The sequence below is a fragment of the Methylorubrum sp. Q1 genome, from assembly GCF_004683995.1.
GTDB lineage: Bacteria > Pseudomonadota > Alphaproteobacteria > Rhizobiales > Beijerinckiaceae > Methylobacterium.
Map to the genome: position 1 here is coordinate 1 of NZ_SRHQ01000006.1, position 22,700 is coordinate 22,700.

At 68.9% G+C, this 22,700-nt stretch carries 25 protein-coding genes and 1 tRNA gene; 9 read left to right on the forward strand and 17 right to left on the reverse strand.

The annotated features are described in order from the left end of the window. The 4 genes from E4V01_RS07530 to E4V01_RS07545 form a co-directional block, all read right to left on the reverse strand. Positions 1-1,616, reverse strand: a 1,616-nt coding sequence (locus tag E4V01_RS07530) for a hypothetical protein (RefSeq protein ID WP_193763160.1), incomplete at its 3' end; no start/stop codon positions are given. A gap of 11 nt (positions 1,617-1,627) precedes the next feature. Beyond that, positions 1,628-1,990, reverse strand: a complete 363-nt coding sequence (locus E4V01_RS07535; RefSeq protein WP_135297917.1) for a hypothetical protein — start codon at positions 1,988-1,990, stop codon at positions 1,628-1,630. Positions 1,991-2,002: 12 nt separating this feature from the next. Beyond that, the gene (locus E4V01_RS07540; RefSeq protein WP_135297918.1) at positions 2,003-2,389 is read right to left on the reverse strand and encodes a hypothetical protein; all 387 of its coding nucleotides are present in this window, start codon (positions 2,387-2,389) and stop codon (positions 2,003-2,005) included. 4 nt (positions 2,390-2,393) lie between these two features. Then, positions 2,394-3,620, reverse strand: coding sequence for a hypothetical protein (locus tag E4V01_RS07545; RefSeq protein ID WP_135297919.1), 1,227 nt, complete (start codon positions 3,618-3,620; stop codon positions 2,394-2,396). A 155-nt stretch (positions 3,621-3,775) separates the two neighbouring features. Here E4V01_RS07545 and E4V01_RS07550 point away from each other — a divergent pair, with 155 nt between their 5' ends. Continuing rightward, a complete protein-coding gene (locus tag E4V01_RS07550; RefSeq protein ID WP_135297920.1) occupies positions 3,776-4,012 on the forward strand; it encodes a hypothetical protein in 237 nt (78 codons plus the stop codon). Here the strand turns inward: E4V01_RS07550 and E4V01_RS07555 are convergent. After that, positions 3,980-6,625: a hypothetical protein gene (locus E4V01_RS07555; protein WP_135297921.1), complete on the reverse strand. Its 2,646-nt coding sequence runs from the start codon at positions 6,623-6,625 to the stop codon at positions 3,980-3,982. The genes E4V01_RS07550 and E4V01_RS07555 overlap by 33 nt on opposite strands. Positions 6,626-6,814: 189 nt before the next feature. Between E4V01_RS07555 and E4V01_RS25595 the strand changes: the two genes are divergently transcribed. Beyond that, complete coding sequence (locus E4V01_RS25595) at positions 6,815-6,979, forward strand: hypothetical protein (RefSeq protein ID WP_193763161.1); 165 nt, start codon at positions 6,815-6,817, stop codon at positions 6,977-6,979. Positions 6,980-7,300: 321 nt separating this feature from the next. Here E4V01_RS25595 and E4V01_RS25600 read toward each other — a convergent pair whose 3' ends face one another. The 4 genes from E4V01_RS25600 to E4V01_RS07570 all read right to left on the reverse strand — a co-directional run bounded on the left by E4V01_RS25600 (position 7,301) and on the right by E4V01_RS07570 (position 10,678). After that, positions 7,301-9,130 carry a hypothetical protein gene (locus E4V01_RS25600; RefSeq protein ID WP_193763162.1) on the reverse strand — a complete coding sequence of 610 codons (1,830 nt, stop codon included), beginning with the start codon at positions 9,128-9,130 and terminating at the stop codon, positions 7,301-7,303. A gap of 257 nt (positions 9,131-9,387) precedes the next feature. Next, positions 9,388-10,077 (reverse strand): hypothetical protein, encoded by a 690-nt coding sequence (locus E4V01_RS07565; RefSeq protein WP_135297922.1) that lies wholly within the window; start codon positions 10,075-10,077, stop codon positions 9,388-9,390. Between the two features lie 2 nt (positions 10,078-10,079). Beyond that, positions 10,080-10,247 carry a hypothetical protein gene (locus E4V01_RS25605; protein ID WP_158509760.1) on the reverse strand — a complete coding sequence of 56 codons (168 nt, stop codon included), beginning with the start codon at positions 10,245-10,247 and terminating at the stop codon, positions 10,080-10,082. Next, on the reverse strand, positions 10,244-10,678 hold the full coding sequence (locus E4V01_RS07570) for a hypothetical protein (protein ID WP_135297923.1): 435 nt from the start codon (positions 10,676-10,678) through the stop codon (positions 10,244-10,246). The genes E4V01_RS25605 and E4V01_RS07570 overlap by 4 nt, the downstream gene beginning before the upstream one ends. A 122-nt stretch (positions 10,679-10,800) precedes the next feature. Here E4V01_RS07570 and E4V01_RS07575 point away from each other — a divergent pair, with 122 nt between their 5' ends. The 7 genes from E4V01_RS07575 to E4V01_RS26125 all read left to right on the forward strand — a co-directional run bounded on the left by E4V01_RS07575 (position 10,801) and on the right by E4V01_RS26125 (position 13,645). Further along, positions 10,801-11,115 (forward strand): hypothetical protein, encoded by a 315-nt coding sequence (locus E4V01_RS07575; protein ID WP_060771768.1) that lies wholly within the window; start codon positions 10,801-10,803, stop codon positions 11,113-11,115. Beyond that, positions 11,112-11,381: a hypothetical protein gene (locus tag E4V01_RS07580; protein ID WP_135297924.1), complete on the forward strand. Its 270-nt coding sequence runs from the start codon at positions 11,112-11,114 to the stop codon at positions 11,379-11,381. Before E4V01_RS07575 ends, E4V01_RS07580 begins: the two co-directional genes overlap by 4 nt. A 3-nt stretch (positions 11,382-11,384) precedes the next feature. Further along, the gene (locus E4V01_RS07585; protein WP_135297925.1) at positions 11,385-11,810 is read left to right on the forward strand and encodes a hypothetical protein; all 426 of its coding nucleotides are present in this window, start codon (positions 11,385-11,387) and stop codon (positions 11,808-11,810) included. After that, positions 11,803-12,309, forward strand: coding sequence for a hypothetical protein (locus E4V01_RS25610; RefSeq protein WP_060771765.1), 507 nt, complete (start codon positions 11,803-11,805; stop codon positions 12,307-12,309). Before E4V01_RS07585 ends, E4V01_RS25610 begins: the two co-directional genes overlap by 8 nt. A gap of 134 nt (positions 12,310-12,443) precedes the next feature. Further along, positions 12,444-12,590, forward strand: a complete 147-nt coding sequence (locus E4V01_RS26120) for a hypothetical protein (protein WP_245517461.1) — start codon at positions 12,444-12,446, stop codon at positions 12,588-12,590. After that, the gene (locus tag E4V01_RS07595; RefSeq protein ID WP_245517462.1) at positions 12,580-13,416 is read left to right on the forward strand and encodes an integrase; all 837 of its coding nucleotides are present in this window, start codon (positions 12,580-12,582) and stop codon (positions 13,414-13,416) included. The genes E4V01_RS26120 and E4V01_RS07595 overlap by 11 nt, the downstream gene beginning before the upstream one ends. 34 nt (positions 13,417-13,450) lie before the next feature. Next, positions 13,451-13,645, forward strand: coding sequence for a hypothetical protein (locus E4V01_RS26125; protein WP_245517463.1), 195 nt, complete (start codon positions 13,451-13,453; stop codon positions 13,643-13,645). A 26-nt stretch (positions 13,646-13,671) separates the two neighbouring features. Here the strand turns inward: E4V01_RS26125 and E4V01_RS07600 are convergent. From E4V01_RS07600 to E4V01_RS07640, 8 genes are all read right to left on the reverse strand, one after another. Next, positions 13,672-13,748 (reverse strand) — tRNA-Pro (locus E4V01_RS07600). 231 nt (positions 13,749-13,979) lie between these two features. Beyond that, positions 13,980-14,414 carry a hypothetical protein gene (locus E4V01_RS07605; RefSeq protein WP_135297926.1) on the reverse strand — a complete coding sequence of 145 codons (435 nt, stop codon included), beginning with the start codon at positions 14,412-14,414 and terminating at the stop codon, positions 13,980-13,982. Positions 14,415-14,467: 53 nt separating this feature from the next. Next, a complete protein-coding gene (locus E4V01_RS26130; RefSeq protein ID WP_245517464.1) occupies positions 14,468-14,860 on the reverse strand; it encodes a hypothetical protein in 393 nt (130 codons plus the stop codon). Positions 14,861-14,914: 54 nt separating this feature from the next. Next, positions 14,915-15,715 carry a peptidoglycan-binding protein gene (locus tag E4V01_RS07620; protein ID WP_135297927.1) on the reverse strand — a complete coding sequence of 267 codons (801 nt, stop codon included), beginning with the start codon at positions 15,713-15,715 and terminating at the stop codon, positions 14,915-14,917. A 69-nt stretch (positions 15,716-15,784) separates the two neighbouring features. Next, a complete protein-coding gene (locus E4V01_RS07625; protein ID WP_135297928.1) occupies positions 15,785-17,944 on the reverse strand; it encodes a hypothetical protein in 2,160 nt (719 codons plus the stop codon). 116 nt (positions 17,945-18,060) lie between these two features. Then, positions 18,061-18,306: a hypothetical protein gene (locus E4V01_RS07630; RefSeq protein ID WP_135297929.1), complete on the reverse strand. Its 246-nt coding sequence runs from the start codon at positions 18,304-18,306 to the stop codon at positions 18,061-18,063. Next, positions 18,303-18,611: a hypothetical protein gene (locus tag E4V01_RS07635; RefSeq protein ID WP_135297930.1), complete on the reverse strand. Its 309-nt coding sequence runs from the start codon at positions 18,609-18,611 to the stop codon at positions 18,303-18,305. Before E4V01_RS07635 ends, E4V01_RS07630 begins: the two co-directional genes overlap by 4 nt. Before the next feature lie 12 nt (positions 18,612-18,623). Then, a complete protein-coding gene (locus E4V01_RS07640; RefSeq protein WP_135297931.1) occupies positions 18,624-22,700 on the reverse strand; it encodes a methyl-accepting chemotaxis protein in 4,077 nt (1,358 codons plus the stop codon).

Below are 22,700 nucleotides of genomic sequence, written 5' to 3' on the forward strand. Positions count from 1 at the left end.
GCGGCCCTCTTCCATGTATTGGTGGCTACGCAGCGATACTCGTAGCTTGCGTCCCAGGTTCTCGTGCCGATGACACAGGCTGATCCCGAGGAGGAAGGCGGCGCGGACGTTTCTCGCAGTAGGCTCGGGCCAATCGAGACCGCGCCGCCGCCAGGGTTAAGTCGCAACTCGGTGTTGAACGCACCATTATGCGTTGATTGGATGCGTCCAGCATCTGCAGTCGTGTCGTAATCGACAAGCACCTGATAGGTCGTGCCGCCTGCCGTCGCCTTCACCGAAGAGCCCGCCAGCGATCCTCCGAAGTTTCCGGCCCCTCCGACGCCCAAGCCGCCATTGGGAATCTGCAATGCCCCCGTCGCTGCCGACGTGGAGGCGTTGCTGTTGCTCATCCGGACCGAGCCGTCGCCGTAGAGCAGGAAATTGTTGGAGGCGAGGGCGAAAGAACTGAACGTGCCGCTCAAATTGAGTCCGACGGTATGGCTCCCCGCGATCTCGATGCTGGTCGGGCTCGTGGTCGCATCCTTGATCGTCGCGACCGAATGAGTATTGGTGCCGATGCCGGAGGTTCCAAAGCCTATGCCGACTTTCGATTGGCTGTCGATCTCAATGGAAGCTTCTTGCGCGACATGCTCGCCATTGATGCGGAGCGCCCATAGCATCGAATTGTACTGAGTGCTGTTCCGCGTGAAGCCGTCTCCGGTGATCTGCATGCCATGGGTGATCATGCCGTTCCCTGCGATACCGACGCGAACAGAAGTACAGTCGGTGGGGATAAGGCAGTCGATACCGCTCGTGTTAGCGTAATCGACTTCTAGGCCAGGAAAAAACCCATTTTGGATATTGGGATTTGTGTCGAGGTGATAGTTGAATGCGGCGCCCCATGCAGAACCAGCGCCATCAACGACTTTCGTCTCGAAATACGAACCTGCCTTTGCGTTGAGGCCGGCATAGTTGATCCAGCCGAGCGAGCACGAGCCATCGGCAATGCCGGACGAGGCGAGAGACGTAGGCCCCCCGCCGGTTGAGGATGACGTGCAGTTGGCCGCCACTCGATAGACGTTCTCTCCGTTCTTGACGTTGTCGCGAGCGGTGTACGCCGTATTTTGGGCCCAGGTCTTCAACCGGCCCTTATCAATGGTGGTGATCACCGCGAACGATTGTTCTTGGCTATGGACGTCGTCCTGCGTGGTCGACGAGACCAAGAGCGACGCGCGCTGGTGATCGTTGGTCGGGGAAGCATCATTGTCCCCCGACAGGCACGACAGGGCCGGGCAGAAGGACACCATGTTGCCGGCCCCGATACGCACGGCGTTCGGGTTCTTGTATGTCCCGTTGCTGGCGCCTCCGCGGTTCGAAAGCGACACGTCGAGCGGCGACACGCCATTCACCGCCAGCATCGCAGGGAAGGATCGGAACCCCAGGCCGCCGGATAGGACGCATCCGAACGGCACCATCGTCTTGGAGCCGCGGTCACGGATGGCGAGCTGCGGGCACGTCCCACTGTCCTGAAAGCCGATCTCGGGCACCGTATAGGTCTGTGCCGAGGCAGGGGCCGCGGCCACGCAGCCGACGGCCACCGCGAGAGCGGCGAAGACCGCGCGGAACGAACGGATCATGTGAAGGCCTTTCACTTCGGCTGGAGAGCGGCAGCGGCGAGCAGGCTCGAGACCTGCGCGTCGCTGAGATTGAGGGTTGCCTGGACGAAGACGAGGAGCGCGCAGCCCGGCGTGACGAAGGCCGTCGTCTGGTAGGCCCGATGAATCGCGCTCGTCACATCGGCGGGGACGGAGGCCTGCACCGTGGCGGTCGAGCCGGGGAATGCCGCTTCGAGCGCCCCGAAAAACTGGCCTGATGTCGGCGGCAGAGCGTTGACGATCTGGTCGCCGCTGACATCGACGGTCACCGCCGTGCCCTGTCTGCCAATCTTCGCCGTTCCGGTGGGCGAGCGGACATCGATCGGGAACGTCGGGCGGATCGGGTAGCTCGGCATGGCGGGACCTCCTCAGGCAAACTCGACCGGCTCGCAGAAGACCTCTTCCGTCTCCGGGCCGATGGTGACGAAGACCCGCGTATCGTAGAGGCCGGGCGGGACGTCATTGAGCGAGCCTGCCGGGAATACCGCTTCGACGAGGCCCGGGTTTGAGACGACCAGGGTGCCGGACGCGAGCGAGGCTGCCAGCAGCGGGAGCGGCTCCCGCCCGGCGCAACCGCCGCGATGCGGCGCGCGGGGCGTCACCTCAAGCGCGACATCGGAGCAGGTCGAGAAGTCGATCAGGCCGGCATCGGTCAGGTCGAGCCGTCCCCGCGCGTCTCCGGCGCGGAAAACGTGGCGGAAGCGCCACTGCCCCCGACGGGAGACCGCGCCGAGCGTGTTCATGAAGGACGGCATGGCGTCAGAGCTTCAGATAGAAGGTGCCGAGGCGGGTCGGCGGGAGGTTCGAGACCGGCAGTCCGCCACCGGGGTTCGAAATGCTGAACCCGAAAACCTTCGCATTCGGCGGGGCGGTCAGATCGTTCTTGAGGCCCTTTTGCAGATTGATCACGGGCGAGGAGCCGGACGAAGTACTCAGCGAGGCCGTCGCAAGCTCTTCGTGCGTGATGTACGCATGGGCCGGGTAATCGACGGTCACGGAGCCGCCCGGCAGCGCCGCCGGCAAGTTCTTGTTGGACAGGCTGATCAGGGAATCGCCGCCGATCTGTCCGGGCGCCTGCGCATCGCCCAGCGCCGAGAACCGCACCCCGATCACGTTCCCGCTTGAGCCAGCGGCTGCGGGCTGGGAGAGCGTGAGGATGTTGCCGTTGATGTCCGTGATCGTGGTGCCGGCGGAAATGCCGGGAGCGATGACGGTCATACCGATGGCGAGGCGGTTCGCGCTGAAGGCGGCAGCCGTGGTCGAGCCGGCGGTCAGAGTGAGCCCTGTGATCGTCTGGAGCCGTCCGGCCGGGCTCGAACCCATGTCGTCGAGGCCGCCGGCGAGAAGGCCCTGCATCGTCGGGATGACGATCTGCTTGCCGGCCGAGAAATCGCCCGAAGCCGAGGTGCCGCGCCCGCCGACGACCGAGGCGACTGTGTCGGGGAAGGTGTTCCATAGATAGGCGAATGCGGCCGAGGCGGTGGCAGAGGCGAGTTCGGTCGCGCCTGACCCGGCACCGCCGAGCGTCCGGCCGTTCATCCGCACCCAGCCCGGCATGATCCCGGCGTCCATACGCCACTTCACGTCACCGGTCGCGGCGATCGCGGTCGGATCAATCGTGCCGCCACCGCCGCCGCCACCCGTGGTCGGGGGCACGTAGCCGAGACCGTCATCAAACCACAGCACGTCACCGTAGGGGCCGGTGACCCGCTCGGCATAGAGCGCCGTCGGCAGGTAGACCCGCGGGAATCGGCCGGTTCCGTCCGCCTTGACCGGTTGGGCGAGAGGCTTCGTCAGCGCGGGATCGGAGTAGACCGCGAGCGGCGTCGTGGTACCGGCAGCGAAAAACGCCACGCTCGGAACGAGCAGGGGGCGACCCGACGCGTCGAGGATCTGCTGGCGCGACTTCGGCCACGACTCGGCGGCCGAGGCAGCCGAGATCAGGCCGAGCGCGAGGGCGAGCCCGGCGGCGAGCGGTTTGAGCATGTGGGGGAGCCTGAAACGACGAAGCCCCGCACGGGGGCGGGGCTTGGTCAGGGCCAGCGCGTAAGGCGCGGCACAGTGATCAATTCGCGGGTTTTGCCCGTCGGGTCAAGGGGGGATGGCTGGCGGCACGGTGCGGCCGTGCTACCGTGCCGCCTATGCCGCGCCGCCTCGAAGTCGCCCTCTGCTTCGTCCTGTTCACCGCCATCATGCTCGCGCTACGGGCCGGGCTGCATGCGACGGTGCCGGATCTGATCGAATGGGCCTCATCGAAGGTCGGAGAAGTCGCCGTGTTCGCGGTCGTGATGGCCTTCACCGTCCCGGCGCTCGCCTTCTCGATCCGCGAGCACTGCCGCGATGTGTCAGCGCGTCGGCTCCGACGGCTGACTCGCTGAGATCACCCCGCGCCCTCCGATCTGAAGCAGCTTGTTCGTCAGGATCTCAGCGCTGCGGCTGCCGGGATCCTGGCGCGACAGGGATCGGATCATCGACAGGGCCTTCGGGTCGGTGAGGATGCGCGCGATCGTCTCGCTGTCCCGGCGGACGCGACTCTCCTGAAGCACCTTCGCGCCACCGCGGCGCCCCCCGACGACGGCACCGCCGAGGGCGCCCGATGGACCGCCGACGGCCGCGCCTGCCGCCGCCCCGGACACCACGTCGTTAATCGCCTGCCCGACTGTGCCGGTGCCCTCCTTCAAGCGCGCCTGGATCGCTTGGTTGAACGCCGTGTCCGACCCCTTCTGCGGCCGGTAACCGGTCGCCTCCAGCGTCGTCATCATCCGGTCGAGACCAGTCCAGAGCGTGTCACCATCGGGCAGCGCGCGGATCGCCGCCTCAAGGTTGTGGCGCTGCTGGCCGTTGCCGCGCACGGCGGAAGCGAAGCCAGCGCCGCCGTACTGCCGGGCCACGCCGCGCACCTGCTCCGTCGCCTCGTTGAAGACGGTCTCCATGTAAATCCGAACCGTCTCGCGCGCCGCCCGGGGATTGTTGCGGGCGAGCGCTTGGACGGCCGAGCGGATCTCTTCCTGCGAGTTCGCGAGCGGATTGGCCGGGAACAGCGCCGAGATGGCATTCTTCACGTTCGGCTGCTCGGCGATCCGGCCGAGCGGCGAGGCTTCGACGCGAACCATACCCTCGCGAGCGAGTACGAGGTGTGAGAGCCGGTCGCGCAGGGCCGGCATCTGGTCGAGTGCGTCGGCGCTCTCACGCATCGCCTTGCGCAGCGCTTCGGCCGAGACGTCGCCCCTCGCGTCGGTGGCAGCATCCAGTATCTGGGTGGAGAGCCGCCGCTCGGCCGCTTGGCGGGTCGCCGTGCCACCGTTCGTCAGCGCCTCGCGCAGCGCCGTCGGCCCGGTGATCGCCTCGGGCACCTGCTCGGCCGGCGTGCGAAAGGGGCCGGGCTCCGCGCCGGGCACGTTCTCGCGCGCCGTGATCCGGTTCAGCGGGCCGTTGGGGCGCTCGAACGAGGCCAGCGGTACCGAGTTCCTGGCGAAGTTCGCGTCCGCCGTCGCCACTTCGGGCACCTGCTTCAGCGAGGCGTCCAGCGCCCGGCGTCCGATGGTCAGGTCGCGGACCTTCGTGGCGTCGCCGAATTCCTCGGCGCGCTTGATCCGCATGTCCTGGCGTTCGCGGGCACGCAGGTTGCCCGCGACGGTCAGGTCGAGATCGCCGTCGGGTCCGCGCAGGTCACGGCCGAACGAGCTCAGCGAGCCACGGACATCGCCCTTGGCGGTCCGGTTCAGATCCGTCACCGCCTCGATTGCCCCGCGCGGGTCGACTTGCCCAAAGCGGACGTCCGGGATCTCCTCCGCGATGGTCGTGCTCTTCACGTAAGGGGCGGGCGGCTCGACCATCGCCGCGACGGTGCGCTCGTAGGCATCAAGCGGATCAATGTGCTCGCCGCGCATCAGCCCGCCGAGGACGCGGCTGCAGATCTCAGGGTGCAGCGTTTCGGGCGGCACGCCGGCGTTACTCAGCGCCTCGTCGAGGCGGCTCTCCGCCTGAGACAGGGCCGCCCGGTATTCGTCCGTCACCTGACCCTGCCGCCCCCGTGCCGATGCGGCTTGCCGCCCGCCATCAAGGGGGGAACTCGGATACCCGCGCTGCTCGTTCTGAAGCTTGCGCAGCAGCTCGCTGGAGATATCGCGCGCCGCGCCGCCGTCTGGGTCAGCGCGGAAGTAGCCGGCCTCGATCAGGCGCTCGCGCCAGAAGTTGTCGATTCCCTTGCCGCCCACGCGCGCGACGTTGCCGATGCCGGGGATGTTGAAGCGGTGGAGGTCCGTGGCGATCACGTCGCCGTCGAGCCGCAGGCCCCCGTGCCGGGCCACGAAGCGGGCCAAGCTCTCCTCGCCCGCCGAGGCCGAGGCCTCGACGACCGGCGGCGGATCCAGCGGGCGCGGCGCCGCCTCGCTGAAGCGCGGCGCGCCGCCGGGCTGCGTAATCACCGGTTCGCCGGGACGCTCGACGGTGATCGTGCGCTCGATCCCGACGTTCTCCGGCGCCTCACGGGCCAACCGGTAATCGACGTTCGCCCGCGCGTCGCGCGCCGCCTCACGCAGTGCCCGCACGCCGCCGAGATCCGTCTGGATCGCCTGCCCCGCCTGCTCCGACGTGATCCTTGGAGCCTGTGCTCGGCGTGCGGCACTCAGGACTTGCCCCTCGGGGGTCTGTGCGACACCGGCTCGTGCGGCATCCTGGATGTCGAAGCCCACATCGGTCGGCTTCAGGTTCGGCGCGGCCACCCGGTCGAAAGCGCTCTTGCCGACGTTGTCCACCGAGGCCGGGCGCGCGGCATAGAACTCGTTCATGATCCGGCCGCCTTCGCCGCCGGAGTTGCCGACAACGCGGGCGAGTTGCGAGGCGCGCGTGGCCTGCCCGCCGGTGACGGCGTTCAACGCCTCGTCCAGCGTCAGCGCGACGCCACCGCCCGGCAAGCCGCGGGCCTGCTCAATCAGGAACTGCGCCGACTCAAGGTCCTTCTCACTGACCCCCTCAAGCGCCTCCTGCACGATGCCGTTGCTGCGTCCGCGCGATGAGAAGGCCCGAACCGCCTTGCCGACGCCCGCGCGACGGCGGGGCCCGCGCCGCCGAGGGCGCCACCGATCACCGCGCCCGTCGCGGCTGAGCCCAGGTCGCCCTCGCTGCGCACGGCGGCGTCGGCGCCGCCCAAGCCAGCGCCGGAGCCGGCCGAGGCCAGCATGCGCACTGGGAGCGAGGCGCCCGACACGCCGAACGCGGCCGGTGCCGCGGCCACGAGCGGTGCCGTGCCGATCACGCCGCCAGCCAACTCGCCGCCCGTGCTCGACCAAGGGTTCTCCTTCGCCGTGGCCTCGCCGAACGCCTCGACGTTCTTGAGCTCTTGAGCTCTTCCGGGAAGGTGGTGCCGTTCTGGAGTGCCCGAACCGCCGCCGCCGCGCGATTCACGCCACCGAGCAGATAAGGGCCAACGACGGGCACATCGTTGAGGAGACCACGACCGACCGCGGCGGCCTCGCTGCCGGCGGCAGGAGCCGGCGAAGCAGGCGCGGGAGCGGATCCGCTCACCCTTTCGGGGGCAGGCGCCGTCTCGGGCTTGGCCCGGAACGCCGCCCACTGATCCTCGGCGGGGGTAGGGGCGGGCGCAGATGCGGCTTCAGGGGCCGCCGTCGGCTTCACGCGGAACTCGGCCCACAGGTCATCGGCCATCAGGGCACCCTTCCTTCCGAGCCATCAGGGAGGATCAGGCGCGTCCCACTCGGGAAGCGCTTCACGATGTCTTCCGGCTTCATGGAGGGCGTCACCTTCACCGGCAGAGACGGTGGCGAGCCGGAGACGCGCGGCGCGTCCTTGCCCTCTGCCATATAGAACGTCCCGCCCTTCAGGTCCTCAGCGCGCCGCTGGTTGAACTCGAGGCGGCGCTGCGCGAGCGCAATGCCGCGATCGAAGATCTTCTGGCGCACCGCGTCAGGCTGCGATGCCGAACCCTGGATCTGGAGAAGGATCTTACGTTCACCCTCGGTCGGATTGCCGCCGAAGATCGCCTTCAACTGCCCGAGCGCGTTCGTGGAGACGATGTTCTCCATCTCTTGAGTCGCCTCGCCGGCTTCGCTGCCGACCAAGCTCGTCGCGTAACCGCGGATGCCGGCCGTCGGCCCCACATAGGCCTTCGGGGAGATCGCCTTGGCTTGGTTCAGCGCCTCGATTGCGTTCTGCGCGGAGAGCACCGACTCCTCGGCCTCCATGATCGCCTTCTTGTCGGTCGCCGAAAGCTCCTGGTCGTGGCCGATCTTGCTGGTGAGCACGTAGCTCTCGAACTTCGGCGTGCCCGGCTCCAGCCCGAGCCGCTTCGCCTCCTGCTCACGGGCGGCGACCTGATCGCGGACCTTGTCGCCCTCATCCCGCTCTGCCCGCGGCGCGGTGTAAATCGGCTGGCGGGTGACCGGATCGAAGAGGGTCGTGCCAGCCGGCACGTTCTGAAGCTTGGCGCTGTCGGCGTTGGGCGCCTGATAGACCACGCGCCCATCCGGCCCCACCAAGGCGCTGCCGGGCGAGACGGTGGTCGGCTTCTCGGCAGCCGAGTACAGCACCTCGCCCGTCGCCGTATCGACGAGGCTGTTGCCGACGGTCGCGGTGTTCCGCTTGGCCTGCCCGATGGGGAGGATTCGGCCGTCTCGGGTGTTCACCCAGGAACTCTGCCCGTTGATCTCCTTGATGTCCCAGCCGTTGTCCTGACCCTCGAGCAGTTGCCCGAAGATATGCCCGGCCATCGCGCGGGTGTTCGGGTTGCGCCACGCCGCGTTGAGGGCGCCCTGAAGCTCCGGCGTCATGCGGGTGGCCGTGCCGCCGGGGAAGCCGCCGGAAGCCTGAGACGGCGCGGCCGGCGCGCCGCCCTGCGGAACGACGAAGCCGGCCGGCTGCGCGCCGACCGCGGGCAGGTTGGCGGCGTCGGGCTCAGCCGAGGCGACCTGGCGCGGCGCCGACGGAACCATGCCCATCTCGCGCTCCATCGCCTGCACGTCGGCCTCGTTCTCCGCGACCGCGACGGACGAGCGCTGCGGCGAGGTTGGCCCTGCCGTCGGTGCCCCGCCGAGACGCGCAAGATACAGGCGCGTCGAGCCGAGCCGAGCCGCGAACTCGCCGCCGGGCCGGTTGAAGCCGGCGAACCGCCAAGCGTTCGCCATCAACTGGTTCGCCTCCTCCGGGCTCTTCGCGTTCTGGAGGGCGAGCGTCAGCTGCGGGTTCTCCGTCAGGGCGAAGGTCGCCTGCGCCGCAACCGGATCTTTCGCCCCGGCCGTCAGGCGACGCATGTTCGCGAACCGGTCGCCGCGCCACGACAGGATGCCGCCCGAAGTGCCGGGCTGGCCGCTCTCGCTCGGATCGGCCCAGGAGCCGGTGATGTTGCTGGGCTTGTAGCCGCTCTCCCGCCCGGCATACGCCGCCATCGCGGCGAGGCCGTAGGGGTTGGTCAGTCCGCCCGATTTCAGCGAGTCGACGAAGCGGGTCTCGATCTCCCAGCCACTGTCCGGAACGCGCATGGGAGCGCCGCCACCGCCCGCGAAGGACGGAAGGGCGGCGGGCGTGCTGGAAGGCGCGACAGGAGCCGTGGGCGCGGCCGTCGGCACACCGAGACCGCTCGCCGGCACCGCCGCCGCCCTTGTACGCGTTCATCAGGTTCGAGATCAGGGTCGGAGCCTCGTCCTCCTGCGCCTGCTTGCGGGCGTCGGAATAGCCGCTGCCGAACGCATCGCCGAGGCCCGACACCATCTGGAAGACGGTCGCACCGTTCATCGCGTCACCCGAAGATCGAGAAGGCGGAGGAGAGGTTCTTGCCGACGTTGCTCAGCGCGGCAGGGTTGCCCGACAGCGCACCGACGCCCTCCGCGAGCAGGTTCTCGGCCGCCTGCTGCCCGGCCATGAGTACCTGCTGTCCGACCGTGGACAGGCCCTTCGCCGTGTCGGTCGAGACCCCGGCCTTCGCCACGCCGGTCTGGAAGCCGACGTTCCCGAGGCCGGTCTCCGCCCCGGCCTGCCCCGAGACCGCGCCGTAGCGCTTCGTATCGAGGTTCGCGAGGTTCGCGAGCCAGTTGTTCCAGTCCTGCGCGGCGAGGCCGGAGGCGAACTTCATCGCGTCCGTATCCATGTTGCCCGAAGCGACCGTACCGTTGACCGCGCGGGCGCGGCTCAAGGCCTGCATCCCCTGGTCCATGTTGAAGGTGTAGCCGGGCGACGCGGTAAAGGCCGAGCGCGCCGCAGTGGCGGCGTCGGTCCCGTTGGCGCCGGTGGCGTCCTGATAAAGCTTGGACCCGCCCGCGTAATCACCTGCGAGGTTCTCGAAGAGGCCAGCGGCCTTGCCGTACTGGTCCTTGGCGAAGCCGAGCCCCTGGTCGAGGGCGTCCTTCGCCTCGGTCTCGCCCTGCTGAAGCTGCTGCGCGCCCCATATCGCGGCCTGACGCCCGGCCTTGCCAGAGAAGATGCTTGCCACGGTCAGGCCTCCAGGGCGGCGATGCGGGCTTCGAGCGCCACCGCGTAGGCGAGCAGCCCGGCGATGAACTTGAACCACTCGGCGGAGATCGCGCCGTTCGGGCCGACGGAGACCGGCGCCTGCGCAGAGAGAAGGCCGGGAGGCTTGATGCTTTTGGGATCGGTGCTCATTCGGTGCGGGCCTCGACTGCCATCGCGCCCCCGAGCAGGGCGCAGTAAACCGGATCTGAGACGTCGACGCGCCAGATCCGGCCCTGCGGCCCTGTCATGCCGGTGCGCAGGAGATTGATGCGGGTGCGGCTCTCGCCCTGGCGTCCGAGCGGACGGGAGAGCGGGTTGCTCCAGGTGCGGCCGCCATCGTCGGACCACGAGATCAGCACGCGAGGATCGGAGATCGTCGGGTCGGCGGAGAGACCGCCCACGCCGAGCGCGAAGTCGAAATCCGCCCGCGGGATCGCGAGGCGCGCCGGGAAGCCCTGTGCCGGCAAGCTCTCGGCACGGAAGCGCAGCGGGTCGCCGTCCTCGCCGAACGCGCTCTCGCTCACCTCGAGCAGGCCGGTGCCGGCCGTGTCGCCGTAGAGCCAGCGCCCGAAGGCCTTCACGCTCTGCGAGGCCCGCCAGCGGCTCGCCTGATGGCTCGCGGTATGCCGCCAACAGCCGCGACGATCGCCAGGAGCAGGTTCGCGATTGGGTCGTCCGCTGCTGGGGCGAGGGCGCTGTCGGTGTGGTTGAGCGCGTCGAGCGGTTCTTCGAGGAGGCCGCCGAGCTGACGCAGGCCGAAGGGATCAGCCGAGCCCGGCTCTTCGAGATCATCGGGCACGTCTACGGCAAGGAGCCCGGCCAACCGCCCCAGGAGGTCGGCGGCATCGGCACGACCTTGCTCGCCTACTGCGCGGCAAAGGGCTTTTCGGTCGACGAGTGCGAGCGCCGAGAGCTGTCGCGGATCCTCGGCAAGTCCGTCGATCACTTCCGCGCCCGCCATGATGCCAAGGTCCGCAGCGGCCTCGCGCAACCCCTCGAAGCAGAGCCGACCCGATGAGTACGGAGCACGATCCCGTCCCCCTGCGCGAGCGCGTCCGCGACACCCGCAACAAGCGCACTTACGAGGTGCTGGCGCGCGATGCCTCGGTCCTGTCTGGCGGGCCTTTGGTCTCGGGCGCGAAGGTCATCCTTCTCCGCGACATGATCAACGCCCGAGGCGGCGTGACCACGGAGGAGGAGTTGAACGCATTCTTCGTCCCCGTGGACCCGTCCGAACCTGTCGGCCGGTCGAAGCTGCATCTCGTGAAGCCGGAGGATCGCTGAGCGATGGCCTACGCTGAGACCACAAAGGTGCCGATCGCGCAGAGCCGGGCCGAGATCGAGAAGCTGCTGAAGGCGGCGAAGGCGACGCGCGTCATCACCATGGACGACTACCTCGAGGCGATCGTCATGTTCATGCTCGCCGGCCGGCTCATCAAGATCGTGGTGCCGATCGCTGGCAACGCGAACGACCAGGTGCGCCGGTCCCGCTGGCGCGCCCTGCTCCTCACCATCAAGGCGAAGCGCGAGGCGATCGAGAACGGCATCGAAACGGTCGAGCAGGCCTTCTTGAGCCACGTCGTGCTGCCCAACGGGCGCACCATGGGCCAGTGGGCCGAGCCGGCGCTACAGCTCGCTTACGACAAAGGTGAGATGCCGAGCGATCCGCTGCGACTGCCGGCCCCCTCCAAGGATAGAGGCTCACATGGCTGATTGGCCGACCCTCGCCGCTGAGATCTTCGCTCGCCGGGTCCATGCGGGCCAAGTCGACAAGGGCGGCGCGCCGTACACCGGGCATCTTGGCCGGGTTGCAGCCCGCGCCCGCGCGCACGCCGAGGCGATGGGGCTACCGAGCCAGCACGCCGAATGGTGCGAGCAGGTCGGCTGGCTCCACGACACGATCGAGGACACCAGCACCACCGCCGACGACCTTCTCGATGCCGGCTTCGACCCGGCCGTCGTCCAGGCGGTCGGATTGCTCACCCGGCCCGCGGGCAAGCCGTACCTCGAATGCGTCGCCGGCATCATCGCCAGCGGCGACCGGCTCGCGATGATCGTCAAGCTGAGCGACAACGAGGACAACCTCGACCCAGCGCGGGCCCTGCCGACGGCGCCTCCAGAGCACGGGCTGCGCTACCAGCGATCCGCGGAGATGCTGCGCGCTGCGCTCGCTCTACCCCCTTCCACCACCGCACGAGGCCGAGATGCGTAGCGCCAGCGACAGGCGCCCATGGAAGAGCGGGCGGTTCGGCGAGACTGCCGGCCAACATCGCCCCTCGATGCCTGACCCGGACCCAGGCCGCGGAATACTGCGGCTGCGAGACGGTCGAGGCGTTCGACGGCTGGGTGCGCAAGGGGATCGTGCCGGGGCCGATCGCCGGCACGCATCGGTGGGACCGGCGCGCCATCGACCGCGCGCTTGATCGCCGCTCGGGCCTGATTTCTGATGCCACTACTTCGATCGACGAATGGCTGGCCGAAAATGCGAGTTAGGCTGCGGGGCATCAACACCGTCCGCGCGAAGCTCGCGGACGGGACGGAGAAGGTCTACCACTACCACCGCGCCACCGGCACGAAGCTCGTCGGCGAGCCCGGCACGCCCGAGTTCATCCGCTCGTTTCAGGACGCGGTCCGCAACACGGCCCTGGCGCGCAGCGAGGGCACCGTCGAGTGGCTGATCCGGCAGTACCGGGAATCGAGAGCCTGGACCGAACTTGCCGCAAAGACGCGGGAGAGCGCCGCCTATGATCTGAAGGCATGCGAGGAGCGATGGGGCTCGACGCTTCTGACCATCGTCGAGAACCCGCGCAGCCGGCCGGCTTTCCTGAAGTGGCACGACAATCTCGCCGAGAAGCACCCCAAGGCGGCCGACGCGAAGCTTGGACGGCTGGCGCGTGTGTTCGCATGGGGCGTTGATCGGGGGCACATCCGGCACAACCCGGTCGCGAGCTTCGAGCGCGCCTACCGCTCGAACCGCGCCGAAGTGATCTGGATGCCGGAGCATGTCGCCGCGTTCGAGGCGGTCGCCTCACCCGAGATCCGGCTGGCGATGATGCTGGCCCTCCACACCGGCCAGCGACAGGTCGATCTTCTGACGCTGCCGTGGTCGGCTTGGGATGGCACGGCGGTGACCGTGCGCAGCCAGAGCAAAAGCCGTCGGCTGGTCTACGTGCCGGCGACGCGCGCCTTGAAGGCGGCACTCGACGCGGCGCCGCGCCGTGCCACCACGATCCTAGTCGCGCCCCGCGGCACCGCTTGGCGCAAGCGTTATTTCCATGAGTTGTGGAGCGAGGCGTTCGCGGCGGCGAAGAATCGCTGACGATCTCCACTTCCACGACCTGCGGGGGACAGCGGTGACGGTGCTGGCGGAGGCGGGCTGCACGGTGCCGGAGATCGCGACCATCACGGGCCACTCGCAGGCGCACGCCCAGAAGATTTTGGACCGCTATCTTGCCCGAACTCGGACGCTGGCCGAGTCGGCAATCGCGAAGCTCGACGAACACCGCCGGAACAGGAACTTGCAAAACGCCGGAGGGGCGAACGGCTGAGCCGGCCCTAAGTCGTTGGTAAGTAATGGTCGGAGTGGCCGGACTTGAACCGACGACCCCCTGTCCCCCAGACAGGTGCGCTACCGGGCTGCGCTACACTCCGATGCCCCGAAAGGGCTTGGCGCTATTAGCTTTCCCCTCTGGCGGACGCAACCCCTTTTCCGGGCGATCGCGCAACGAAGAGCGAACAGGTGCAGCGTTGTGCGCCGAAAGTCCCACGGATGTCCCACGAGATGTTCCGACAGCGTTCCGATCGCCAAAACGCAAAAACGCCCCCTGGCCGAAGCCAGGGGGCGCCGCGATACGGTCAACGGGTCGAGGGGGGTGATGGTCGCTAACCGCCCCGGAAGTGTAGCGTGATCGCGCTGGCCAGGGCAGTGCCAACCGCCGACAGTATGCCGGCGACCACCTTCCAGGTCCGCGCCTCGATCTTCCCCACGCGATCCTCGATGGCGCCGATGCGGGCGCCGATGTTGGCGTGCTTCGCATCGATCTCCGCTCGCGGCACGAACTCGGCGAGCATGGCGACGAGCTGCCCGTGGCGAGCGTCGGCCGTATCCTGCATGGCTTTCTGCCGCTCGTCGAGGCGCGCCAGCGTGACGGCGATGCGCTCGGACTGCGAGGCGTCGAGGACAAGATCGTTGCTCGAAGCCATGGCACGGTGTCTCGGTTCGGAGAGCGGAAGGCGCATCGCCAGCTCGGCGCCGATGGCATCGAGCCCGGCGCGGATCAGGACGGCAGGCGGGGAGGGCGGCGGGTAGGCGGGCATCGTCAGCTCCGCGCGCGGGAACCGCCCGCCGGGAGCGGCGGGCGGCGATCAGGTCACGCGGCGGACTTGCGCAGGCCGGGCAGGATGCCGGCGACGACGGCGCCGAGGCCGGTCAGCACTGCGGTCGCCTGCGACGCGGTGCCGGGGTCCGACAGCATCGCGCCGGCGAGCGGGTATCCGGCCGCGTTGGCGAGCGCGCTCACCAGGGCGAACAGGCCCGCGGCGACGGCCGGGGCGGGCAGGGCCGGGACACCGGTCCCGCGAACGCCGCCGAGGATGCCGGCGACGAGGCCGACGATACCGGTGACCACCATGGTGGCGTTCACCGCGGTGCCGGGATCGGCCAGGATGGCGCCGGCGAGCGGGTAGCCGAAGGCCGCGGATAGGGCACCGGCGAGCGCGAGCAGCCCGGCGACGACGCCGGGGGCGAGGAAGAGCTTCGACATGGGGAGATCTCCGACAGGGGAGTTGCGCCGGAAGCCGCCGGCGCTCGGAGCGGGTCAGGCGATGAAGACGCGCTCGGCCGCCGCCAGGCGCGTGCGGCGGTCGGCCAGGCCGTTCTTCCCGCCGTTGATCTTCACCGTGATGCCGACGACGTCGTCCCGATCGGCGAGTGCGTTGCAGCCGCGGGTGCGCCAGTAGAGCAGCGCCGGCGCCAGGAAGTTCTCCGGACGGCGCAGCGCGTCCGGATCGGCCTCGAAGCCGGCCTCCGCGTAGTTCCCGCGGCCGGTGGTGCCGAGGCCGCCACCGCCGCGGTAGCGCCAGCCGTCGCCCGGCAGGCGGTTGCCGAGCCGCCCGCCATAGACCTTGTTCGCCAGCGCCTGCGGGTTGCGGGCGTAGGGCGCCGCGGCGGCAACCGTCGGGAATCGGCTCGGCCACACCTCCACCATGCGCGCGGACGAGTAAGACAGCGCCTCTTCGGTGCGGGCGAGACCGGCGGACTCGTGGGCGACTTGCGCCAGGAAGTGCGCCAGGCGCTTCGGCGTGGTGATCCCGGCCGCCTCGATCGCCGGCACACTGGCGGCGATCGCCGCCAGGATGTCGGCACGGGCGAATGGCTCGAAGCGCCGCAGCAGAGCGACCGTCACGAGGCCGGCGATGCCGCCGATCGGCGCCACCGTGCCGCTCGGCCTCGCCGCGATCGGCTTGGCGAAGGCGGCCCGGGTAAGCGGGCCGACATCGCCGTCGGGTTCGAGCCCGGCATCGCGCTGGAAGGCGCGGATCGCACCGCCCAGCCCGCCGGCGGCATCGACGGCATACCCGCGCGCCAAGAGCGCGCGCCGGATCTCGGCGACGGTCATGATGGTATTCTCCGATGTCGGGGTGCGTGTTGGGCTCGGGCCGGGCGGCGCAGCGAGCGGGTTGAGCGTTTAGTATTTCACGAGGGCATTGAACGCAGCGTCCGCATATGAATTCGCTGTGTTTGCAAGCGTGAAAACGATGATGTTGTCATTCGTGAAGGAGTGATCGACGCGGATGTCTGAGCCAGTTCTTGAAAGCGCCAAAACAATATAGTCAGACCGCCCGAGGTTGTGAGTGATTGTGTAAAGGCCGGGCCCGCCCTTGGTCATAGTCCATCCGGTCGGAAGCCCCGTAGCGACGCCTGCCGCCGTGACGTTGATGACCGCTTCTTTCTTGGCGGCGAGTTCCGCGACCTTATCCTCGATATTGAAGAGGTCGCCCCTCTCGATATCGCTTTCCCACGCCGTTCCAATGTTGACGACTTGGCTCTCGGTCTTGTTGTATTTGATGTATGACCGATCTGCGCTCGGCACGTAGTTATGATGGTGCTCGTGGACGCCGCCGATGATGATGACCTTGTGCTTTCCAGTCAGGATCAGGTTGTGTTGCGTGTAGCTCGCCCCGTCCAGCCGTCCGAAATACGGCGCGATCAGCACGTGGACGATGGGGCGATCACTCGTGTTGATCAGCTCGATGTCGCATTTGCCGAGGTTCGCCTCGATGTAGGGCGCGAACATCACGAGACCGACGTGCCCGTTGCCCCCCGTGAAGGTGAGCTTCATCGCGCCCGTGTCGTTGGCGGGGTCGTAGATGGCCTCGCCCTGAGAGCCGCGGGACATGGTCCCGTTGCCCTCGATCACCGGGGCGAACATCGGAATGGTGCTCGACGGGCCGCCCTTCATCGCCCACTGGTGGCACTGTTTGAAGTGCGGGCTCGTCCACCGCATCATGTTGAAGTCGGTGTAGGCGCCCGCCTTCGTCGGCGGCAGGATCTCGGCACCGATCTGAACATCAGAGAACATCAGCGAGTCGAGATGCCCTGACAGCGTGCTTTCCATCCGGAGGGCCACGTTCAGCTTGCCGAAATTCATCCGGCGAAGCGGGAAGTAGGCAAGCCCGAACAAGCTGATGCCGTTTGCCTCCGGCACAGCGCCCACGACGGACTGATCCGACATCCCAGAATACACGGTCGCCGGGCCGATGTGGCTCACTGCGAACTGCCCAGCCACCGCAGAGCGGATGATGGTGTTCTGGCTGCCTTCGCCGTGGATCGGCACGCCGCGGCGGTCGGCCGGGAAGTCACCGGCCAATCCGCGCCAATCGAACTCCAGCTCTGAGACGGGGTAGGTGCCCGCCAGCAGGTCGAAGCGGCGACCATAAGGCCGCGCCTCGCGGAACTGCCTCAGGAGCGCGGCCTCGACTCGCGCGCTGCCGTCGCGCTTGGTCTGGAATTGTCCGGTGTGGAAACGGCTGACGGCCTCGTCCTCAAGGGTGCTGTCGAAATCGCTTCCGGTCTGCCGGAAGATCTTTCGCGCGGCCAGGATGGTCTCGCGCGCCTGATCCTTGTCGGTCAGGTCGCTCAGGTTGGCTGCGCGCGCCGCCCTGTCGTCGATCGCCTTCGGAAGCCCCGGCACGTCCGCGATCCCGCCGACGCCGAACGTGGACGATGGCTGCGCCGGCCACGCCCCACCCTCCTTCGGGCCATAGATCACGTTCGCCTGATCGACGCGCTCGACCACCCAGTAGTCGCCATCTTCGCCATCGGAGGGCTGCGGCGGCAGGGTGCCGGTGAGCAGGCCCGAGCCGCGCCGGCCCGCCTGACCGGCAATGGCCACAGGCGTCACGATCGCCTGCCGCCCCTGGCCGAAGGTGATGCCCTGGCGGTCGGCGATGAAGTCGCGGATGTCAGCGGGGTCGCCGTAGAACAGCCGCACCGGCGCGAACATGCGGCGCGCCCCGTCCACCACCTCCAAGAGGTCGGCGGTCAACGCGCCGCGCGGGAAGTTGGCTTGCGCGAAGGCACGCGAGACCTGATGCACGAACGTGTTCTTTTTCGTTTGGTCGCCGCTGCCGTCGGTCGGCGCGACGAGGCTGAGCCCATCCTGAAAGGTGAGAACCTTGATCTCCTTGACCGGCTCAGCCACGCCCGCCTTGACCGTGGCCGGCGCAATCCAGGCCTCGAAGACCCGCCCCTCGACCGACAGCGGCTTGCCGGCCGCGTCGAACAGCGGGATCTCCCAGTAGGGATCCGTCTGGGTGGAGATGATGAACTGCGGCAGGCCAGCCATGGAGGGCTCTCACGCGTCGGACAGCCGAACGGACGCGGCGCGGCGGTGAGCCACGCGCGGGGTCGGTCAGGGTTGCGGGTGTTGGGGGTGGGCGGCTCAGGCCTGCCCGGTTCGTCTCAGGCGGCGGCCGCCGGCGCGATCGGCGAGTCGGGGTCGCTGCCGTCGCGATCGTTCATGAGCTGCGTAAGACGGTCGTTCTCGGCGCGCTGGAGCTTCAGCAGATCCAGCAGCTCGGCGTTGCGGCCGGCGAGCACGATGCAGCGGTTCTGCGCCATGGCGCGCTGCGCCTCCAACTCGGCGAGGCGGCCGTCCATCTCGACGATGGACGGGGCCGGCGCGGGGGCGAGGCGGGGATCGCTCATGCGCCGACGGCCTCGGCCGCGACCCGCTTGGCGAGGTTGGCGCTGGCCACCTGGACCACGATCGGCATCCCGGCCGCGGTGAGCAGCAGCACGTGCGACCATGCCCCCGGCACGTCCAGGAGCATCATCCCGACGTCGCCGGCGCCGAGGTCGGACGGCAGGCCGGCGCGGTCGGCGATGCGGACGGCCTCGCCCGGCTTGAACGGGCTCGACGCCAGCATCTGCGCGAAGCGCTGTTCGAGGAAGGCGGCGATCTCGTCGGGAGACGAGAGCGTCCGCTTGGAGGTTTCGGTGACGGTGATCATGGAAAGGCCCCTTCAACGCTTGCTGACAGAGAGTTTTAGCTGCCCGAACTTGATACGACCGGAGCCGATCTGCCCGGTAAGCTGGTAAAGGAGGCAGACGCGCCGCGGCGTCCCGGCCGGCAGGATCTCGAACAGGGCCGGGCCGGACTGAATAGGCGTGTCGTTGGTAACGACGGGCGGTGAGCTGCCACCGGCGGCTGCAACGGCAACGGCGAAGCTGCCCTGATAGGGGACGCCATCAAGCCCGATGGCTACCGCAAGTCTCGTCTGAGTGAAGAGGTTTGCATTGCCCTGTGCCGTGACGCTGAGAATGGCCGTGCCGCTGAAAAAGGCGGCCCAATTCGCATCAGGCGAGAGCGTCATGCCCGTACCCGGCACTTCCCGCCAATCGTTCGAGAAACCACCGCCATCAACCTCTCCAGGGGTGACGAGAGATCGAACCTCCGTCGCCGCCCCTGGCAGGATGGCCTGCTGCGTAACTCGCAGGCTCGGGATGGTCAGGGTGTAGCCGTCAAAGGCAAAGGCCGGCGAGATTTGACCGTTGGACGTGATGTAGAAACCGTTGGCGTCGATGACGAAGCGGCTGCTGCCATCCGGCATCAGGTCGATGTAATAGCCGGCCCCGCGGATCTGCCCGCCGGTCTCGATGGCGAGCAAGGTCTCGAACCGGGCTTGTACGCCCGCAATCCCGGAACTCACCCGAAGCGACGATCGGCCCGACGCTGTGCCGGCATCGGTCCGAGCCGACACCGCCGTGATCTGCCCTGCCAGAGCGCCATCAGCGTTGATGCGCGCCGTCGTTTCGGCCGAGACGCCGGCCAAGGCGTTGTTGGCTGTCGCGACGACGGCATCGATCCGCTGGCCGAGGGCACCATCGGCGTTGATGCGGGCGGTCTGTTCCGAGGTGACGCCGGCGAGTGCGTTGTTTGCCGTTGCCGTGACCGCGTCGATCCGCAGGCCGAGGGCGCCATCGGCGTTGACCCGAGCGGTTTGCTCCGACGTGACCCCGGCAAGGGCGTTGTCAGCCTTCGCGACGACGGCATCGATCCGCTGGGCGAGAGCGCCATCGGCATTGGTGCGGGCCGTTTGCTCCGAGGTGATCGCTGCGGCGTTATCGTTGGTCTTGGCAACGACGCCGTCGATCCGCGTGGCCAGCGCGCCGTCTTGGTTCACCCTGGCGGTCTGCTCCGCAATGATCGCGGAGGCATTGGTTGCATCGTTGTCGAGGCTGGCGAGGGCCTTCGTCAGGGCATCCTGCGCGGTCGAAACCCCCTTCTGCGCCGTGGTCAGGGCATTCTCGATCCGGGTCCGGACATCCTGCGTCAGGCCCGAATAGTCGATCGGCGGGAGGGTCGCGACGTCCACCAGCTCGCCGCGCACGACCGGCGCGACGGTGGTGAAGGTCGCCGACTTCTCGGGGCCGGGGAGGCCGGTGGCGCCGTAGGCGACGGCGATGACCGTGACGATGCTGTCCGACTGCCGCATCGGGGCGCGGCCGTCGATGCCGGGGCCGTTGTGCAGCGGCTCGCGCGTCACCCCACCATCGTAGGACAGCCACACGGCGTAGGAGCGCGCGCCCTTGGCCGGCACGAGGCTCCAAACCACCTCGATGCCGGTCTCGATGCGCTCGCACCGGGCCCGCAGCAGCGGGATCTTCGGCTGTAACGGATCGGCCAGCGAGTCCGGATCGACCGGCAACGGCCCGAACACCTCTTCACCGAGCAGCGCCCAGATCCGGGTGTCGTCGAACAGCATCTCGATCCGGACGTGGTCGGCATCCGTCGGGATCGCCGCCCGCACCACGTAGGTCGCCTGGATCTCCTCGAGGTCGCCGATGACGATGGTGGTCGGATCCTGGCCATCGCGCGCGAGCACTTCGGCCAGAGCGAGACGGGTCCGCCCATAGGGCGTCTGCTGAAACTGCGCCTCGAGCACCGCCAGGTCGGCGGGGTGCAGCTCGATCGCGCGCGGCCCGGCGCCGCGCATCCGGAGGATGCCCCATTCGCGGCCGAGCCGGGTCCGGATCGAGCCGTGCTTCCACTCGGTCCCGAGATCCGTGTCGCAGTCGAGAGCGAGCACGTTCCCGTTCGCGCCGGCGACGCCGAAGACGGACGGCCCCTTCAGGAACCACAGGTCGCAGAGGACGTGGTCGCCCGGGTAGATCAGGCGCCCGTCCCATTCGGTGACCACGGTGCGCGAGGCGCCGCGGAACACCGACACCAGGGCCAGCCATTTGGCATGGCGATAGGCATGGTCGCCGTCGACGATACCCGGCACCTTGTAGCGCTTCGGGGTGCGCGAGGGGACGCCGTAGCTGAAGCGTGCCTCGTCCGGCCGCTTCGGATCGCCGTCGCGGTCGAACTCGACGATGACGTCGCCGCCCTCGCCGAGGACCTGGAAGCTGGCGCTTCCGGAGTCGCGCACGATCTGCCGGCGGGTGAGGACGTGGCGCGGCTCGGCGCGGCTCTCGTCGCGCACGAACGAATGCACCGCACCGACCTTCACCGGATCGGCCCGCACCGGCAGCAGCACCGTACCGGCGGCCTCCCAATAGGACGAGACCTCCGGCAGGGCGCCGTCGAAGGTGTCGTCCTTCGTCAGCTCGCCGGCGTAGTGGAGCGCCTTCGCGGCGTCGAAGCCGTCGGACCTATCGAGGCCGTACTCGTTGCGCACGAGGTCGGCGACGGCCCACACCGCCTTGCGCGTCGGCTGCTCGATCCAGGCGTTCCCGTTCCACACCGGGAGGATGCGGGTCGCGAGGACGCCGACGTCGCTGAAGGCCGCGAAGGACAGCCCCGGGCCGGCGCGGACCTGGATGACGATCTCCGTCGTCACCGGCCGGATGCGGACGTCGTCGACGATGCCGACCAGTTCGTCCCAGGTCGCCTTGTTCTCGGCGAAGGCCGCCTCGGGGTAGAGGTTCTGCCCCTGGACCTCATAGGCGCCCTCCGCCGGCAGGCGCACCGTCCTGGTGAAGCGCAGGGCGGCACTCGGGCTCAGAACCGGCCCAACGGCATCGCGCAGCAGCTCGAACGGCGCGCCGATCGGCGTGCCGGTGACCGGATCGATGCGGCGCGCGGTGAAGACGACGCCGACGAAGCCGGCGGCCTGGCGCCCGGCCGATGACGTGCGGGACACTGACGGGTACGACCAGGACAGCAGCGCCTGATCGACCACCACGCCCTGCGGCTGCAGCCGGAACCACGGGGTGACGGCCGGATTGCCGTTCGGCCGCGGCAGTTCCTGCCCCGCGACCTCGCCGCTCGAAATCGCGTCGCCGACGGCGAGATGCGAGGGCGTCTCGTACAGGAACTCGACGGCGTTGCCGGCGACGTTGAAGGGCGGAACGAGACCGTCCTGCCGGGTCCAGAACGTCGACTCGCCGGCGCGGATGGCGTTCACCTGGAACTTGCCGAGGCCGAGCGTCATCCGCTTGGTCAGCACCATCGTGTCGCCGTCGTAGCGGAAGAAGTCCCGCTGCGAGAGCGGCGGCGTCGACCAGCATGTCCCGTAGAGCAGCGGCTTGCGCGCGCCCGGGCGCGGCACATTCCCGCCGCCGCTCACGCTGTACAGCGTCCGGTTCTTCGCCTTCGCGCCGGCACCGTTGGCGAGCTGCGCCGCGGCGCCGAGCGCCACGCCGCCCACCACCATGCCGACCTGGATCGCGGTCGCGAGCGTGCCCGTGGTGGCGCCGACGCCGGCGCCGAACACCGCCGCGCCCGCCAGCGCCGGCGCCGCGTAGGGCGCGATCGCGATCAGCGCGATCGAGGCGATCGCCAGCCCGATCCCGAGCGCGCTCTTGCCGCCGCCGCCGCTGCTCCCCCCGCCGCCGAGCGGCAGGATGGTGATGACGACGACGTCGCGCGGGCCGACGAGGGTACGGCTCCACATCGCGCGCAGGCGGACGGTGGCGTCGCTCGGGACGAGGGAGGCCTCGCCGATCGCATTGCGGTGCACCGACACGAGAATGCGCCGGCCGACCGGGCGGTGACGCGCCACGATGGTGGAGAGACGCCGGCGGCGACCGGTCAGCCGGATCGGTTCGCAGCGGGCCTGGCCCGCCACGTTGCTGAAGGCGACGAGCGTCAT

Excerpts from the sequence above, each read along its gene's own strand:
- E4V01_RS07535 (WP_135297917.1), bottom strand. The coding sequence starts at position 1,990 with ATGCCGAGCTACCCGATCCGCCCGACGTTCCCGATCGATGTCCGCTCG.
- E4V01_RS07540 (WP_135297918.1), bottom strand. The coding sequence starts at position 2,389 with ATGCCGTCCTTCATGAACACGCTCGGCGCGGTCTCCCGTCGGGGGCAG.
- E4V01_RS07545 (WP_135297919.1), bottom strand. The coding sequence starts at position 3,620 with ATGCTCAAACCGCTCGCCGCCGGGCTCGCCCTCGCGCTCGGCCTGATC.
- E4V01_RS07550 (WP_135297920.1), top strand. The coding sequence starts at position 3,776 with ATGCCGCGCCGCCTCGAAGTCGCCCTCTGCTTCGTCCTGTTCACCGCC.
- E4V01_RS25595 (WP_193763161.1), top strand. The coding sequence starts at position 6,815 with ATGCGCACTGGGAGCGAGGCGCCCGACACGCCGAACGCGGCCGGTGCC.
- E4V01_RS25600 (WP_193763162.1), bottom strand. The coding sequence starts at position 9,130 with ATGCGCGTTCCGGACAGTGGCTGGGAGATCGAGACCCGCTTCGTCGAC.
- E4V01_RS25605 (WP_158509760.1), bottom strand. The coding sequence starts at position 10,247 with ATGAGCACCGATCCCAAAAGCATCAAGCCTCCCGGCCTTCTCTCTGCG.
- E4V01_RS07580 (WP_135297924.1), top strand. The coding sequence starts at position 11,112 with ATGAGTACGGAGCACGATCCCGTCCCCCTGCGCGAGCGCGTCCGCGAC.
- E4V01_RS07585 (WP_135297925.1), top strand. The coding sequence starts at position 11,385 with ATGGCCTACGCTGAGACCACAAAGGTGCCGATCGCGCAGAGCCGGGCC.
- E4V01_RS25610 (WP_060771765.1), top strand. The coding sequence starts at position 11,803 with ATGGCTGATTGGCCGACCCTCGCCGCTGAGATCTTCGCTCGCCGGGTC.
- E4V01_RS07595 (WP_245517462.1), top strand. The coding sequence starts at position 12,580 with ATGCGAGTTAGGCTGCGGGGCATCAACACCGTCCGCGCGAAGCTCGCG.
- E4V01_RS07605 (WP_135297926.1), bottom strand. The coding sequence starts at position 14,414 with ATGCCCGCCTACCCGCCGCCCTCCCCGCCTGCCGTCCTGATCCGCGCC.
- E4V01_RS26130 (WP_245517464.1), bottom strand. The coding sequence starts at position 14,860 with ATGTCGAAGCTCTTCCTCGCCCCCGGCGTCGTCGCCGGGCTGCTCGCG.
- E4V01_RS07620 (WP_135297927.1), bottom strand. The coding sequence starts at position 15,715 with ATGACCGTCGCCGAGATCCGGCGCGCGCTCTTGGCGCGCGGGTATGCC.
- E4V01_RS07625 (WP_135297928.1), bottom strand. The coding sequence starts at position 17,944 with ATGGCTGGCCTGCCGCAGTTCATCATCTCCACCCAGACGGATCCCTAC.
- E4V01_RS07630 (WP_135297929.1), bottom strand. The coding sequence starts at position 18,306 with ATGAGCGATCCCCGCCTCGCCCCCGCGCCGGCCCCGTCCATCGTCGAG.
- E4V01_RS07635 (WP_135297930.1), bottom strand. The coding sequence starts at position 18,611 with ATGATCACCGTCACCGAAACCTCCAAGCGGACGCTCTCGTCTCCCGAC.
- E4V01_RS07640 (WP_135297931.1), bottom strand. The coding sequence starts at position 22,700 with ATGACGCTCGTCGCCTTCAGCAACGTGGCGGGCCAGGCCCGCTGCGAA.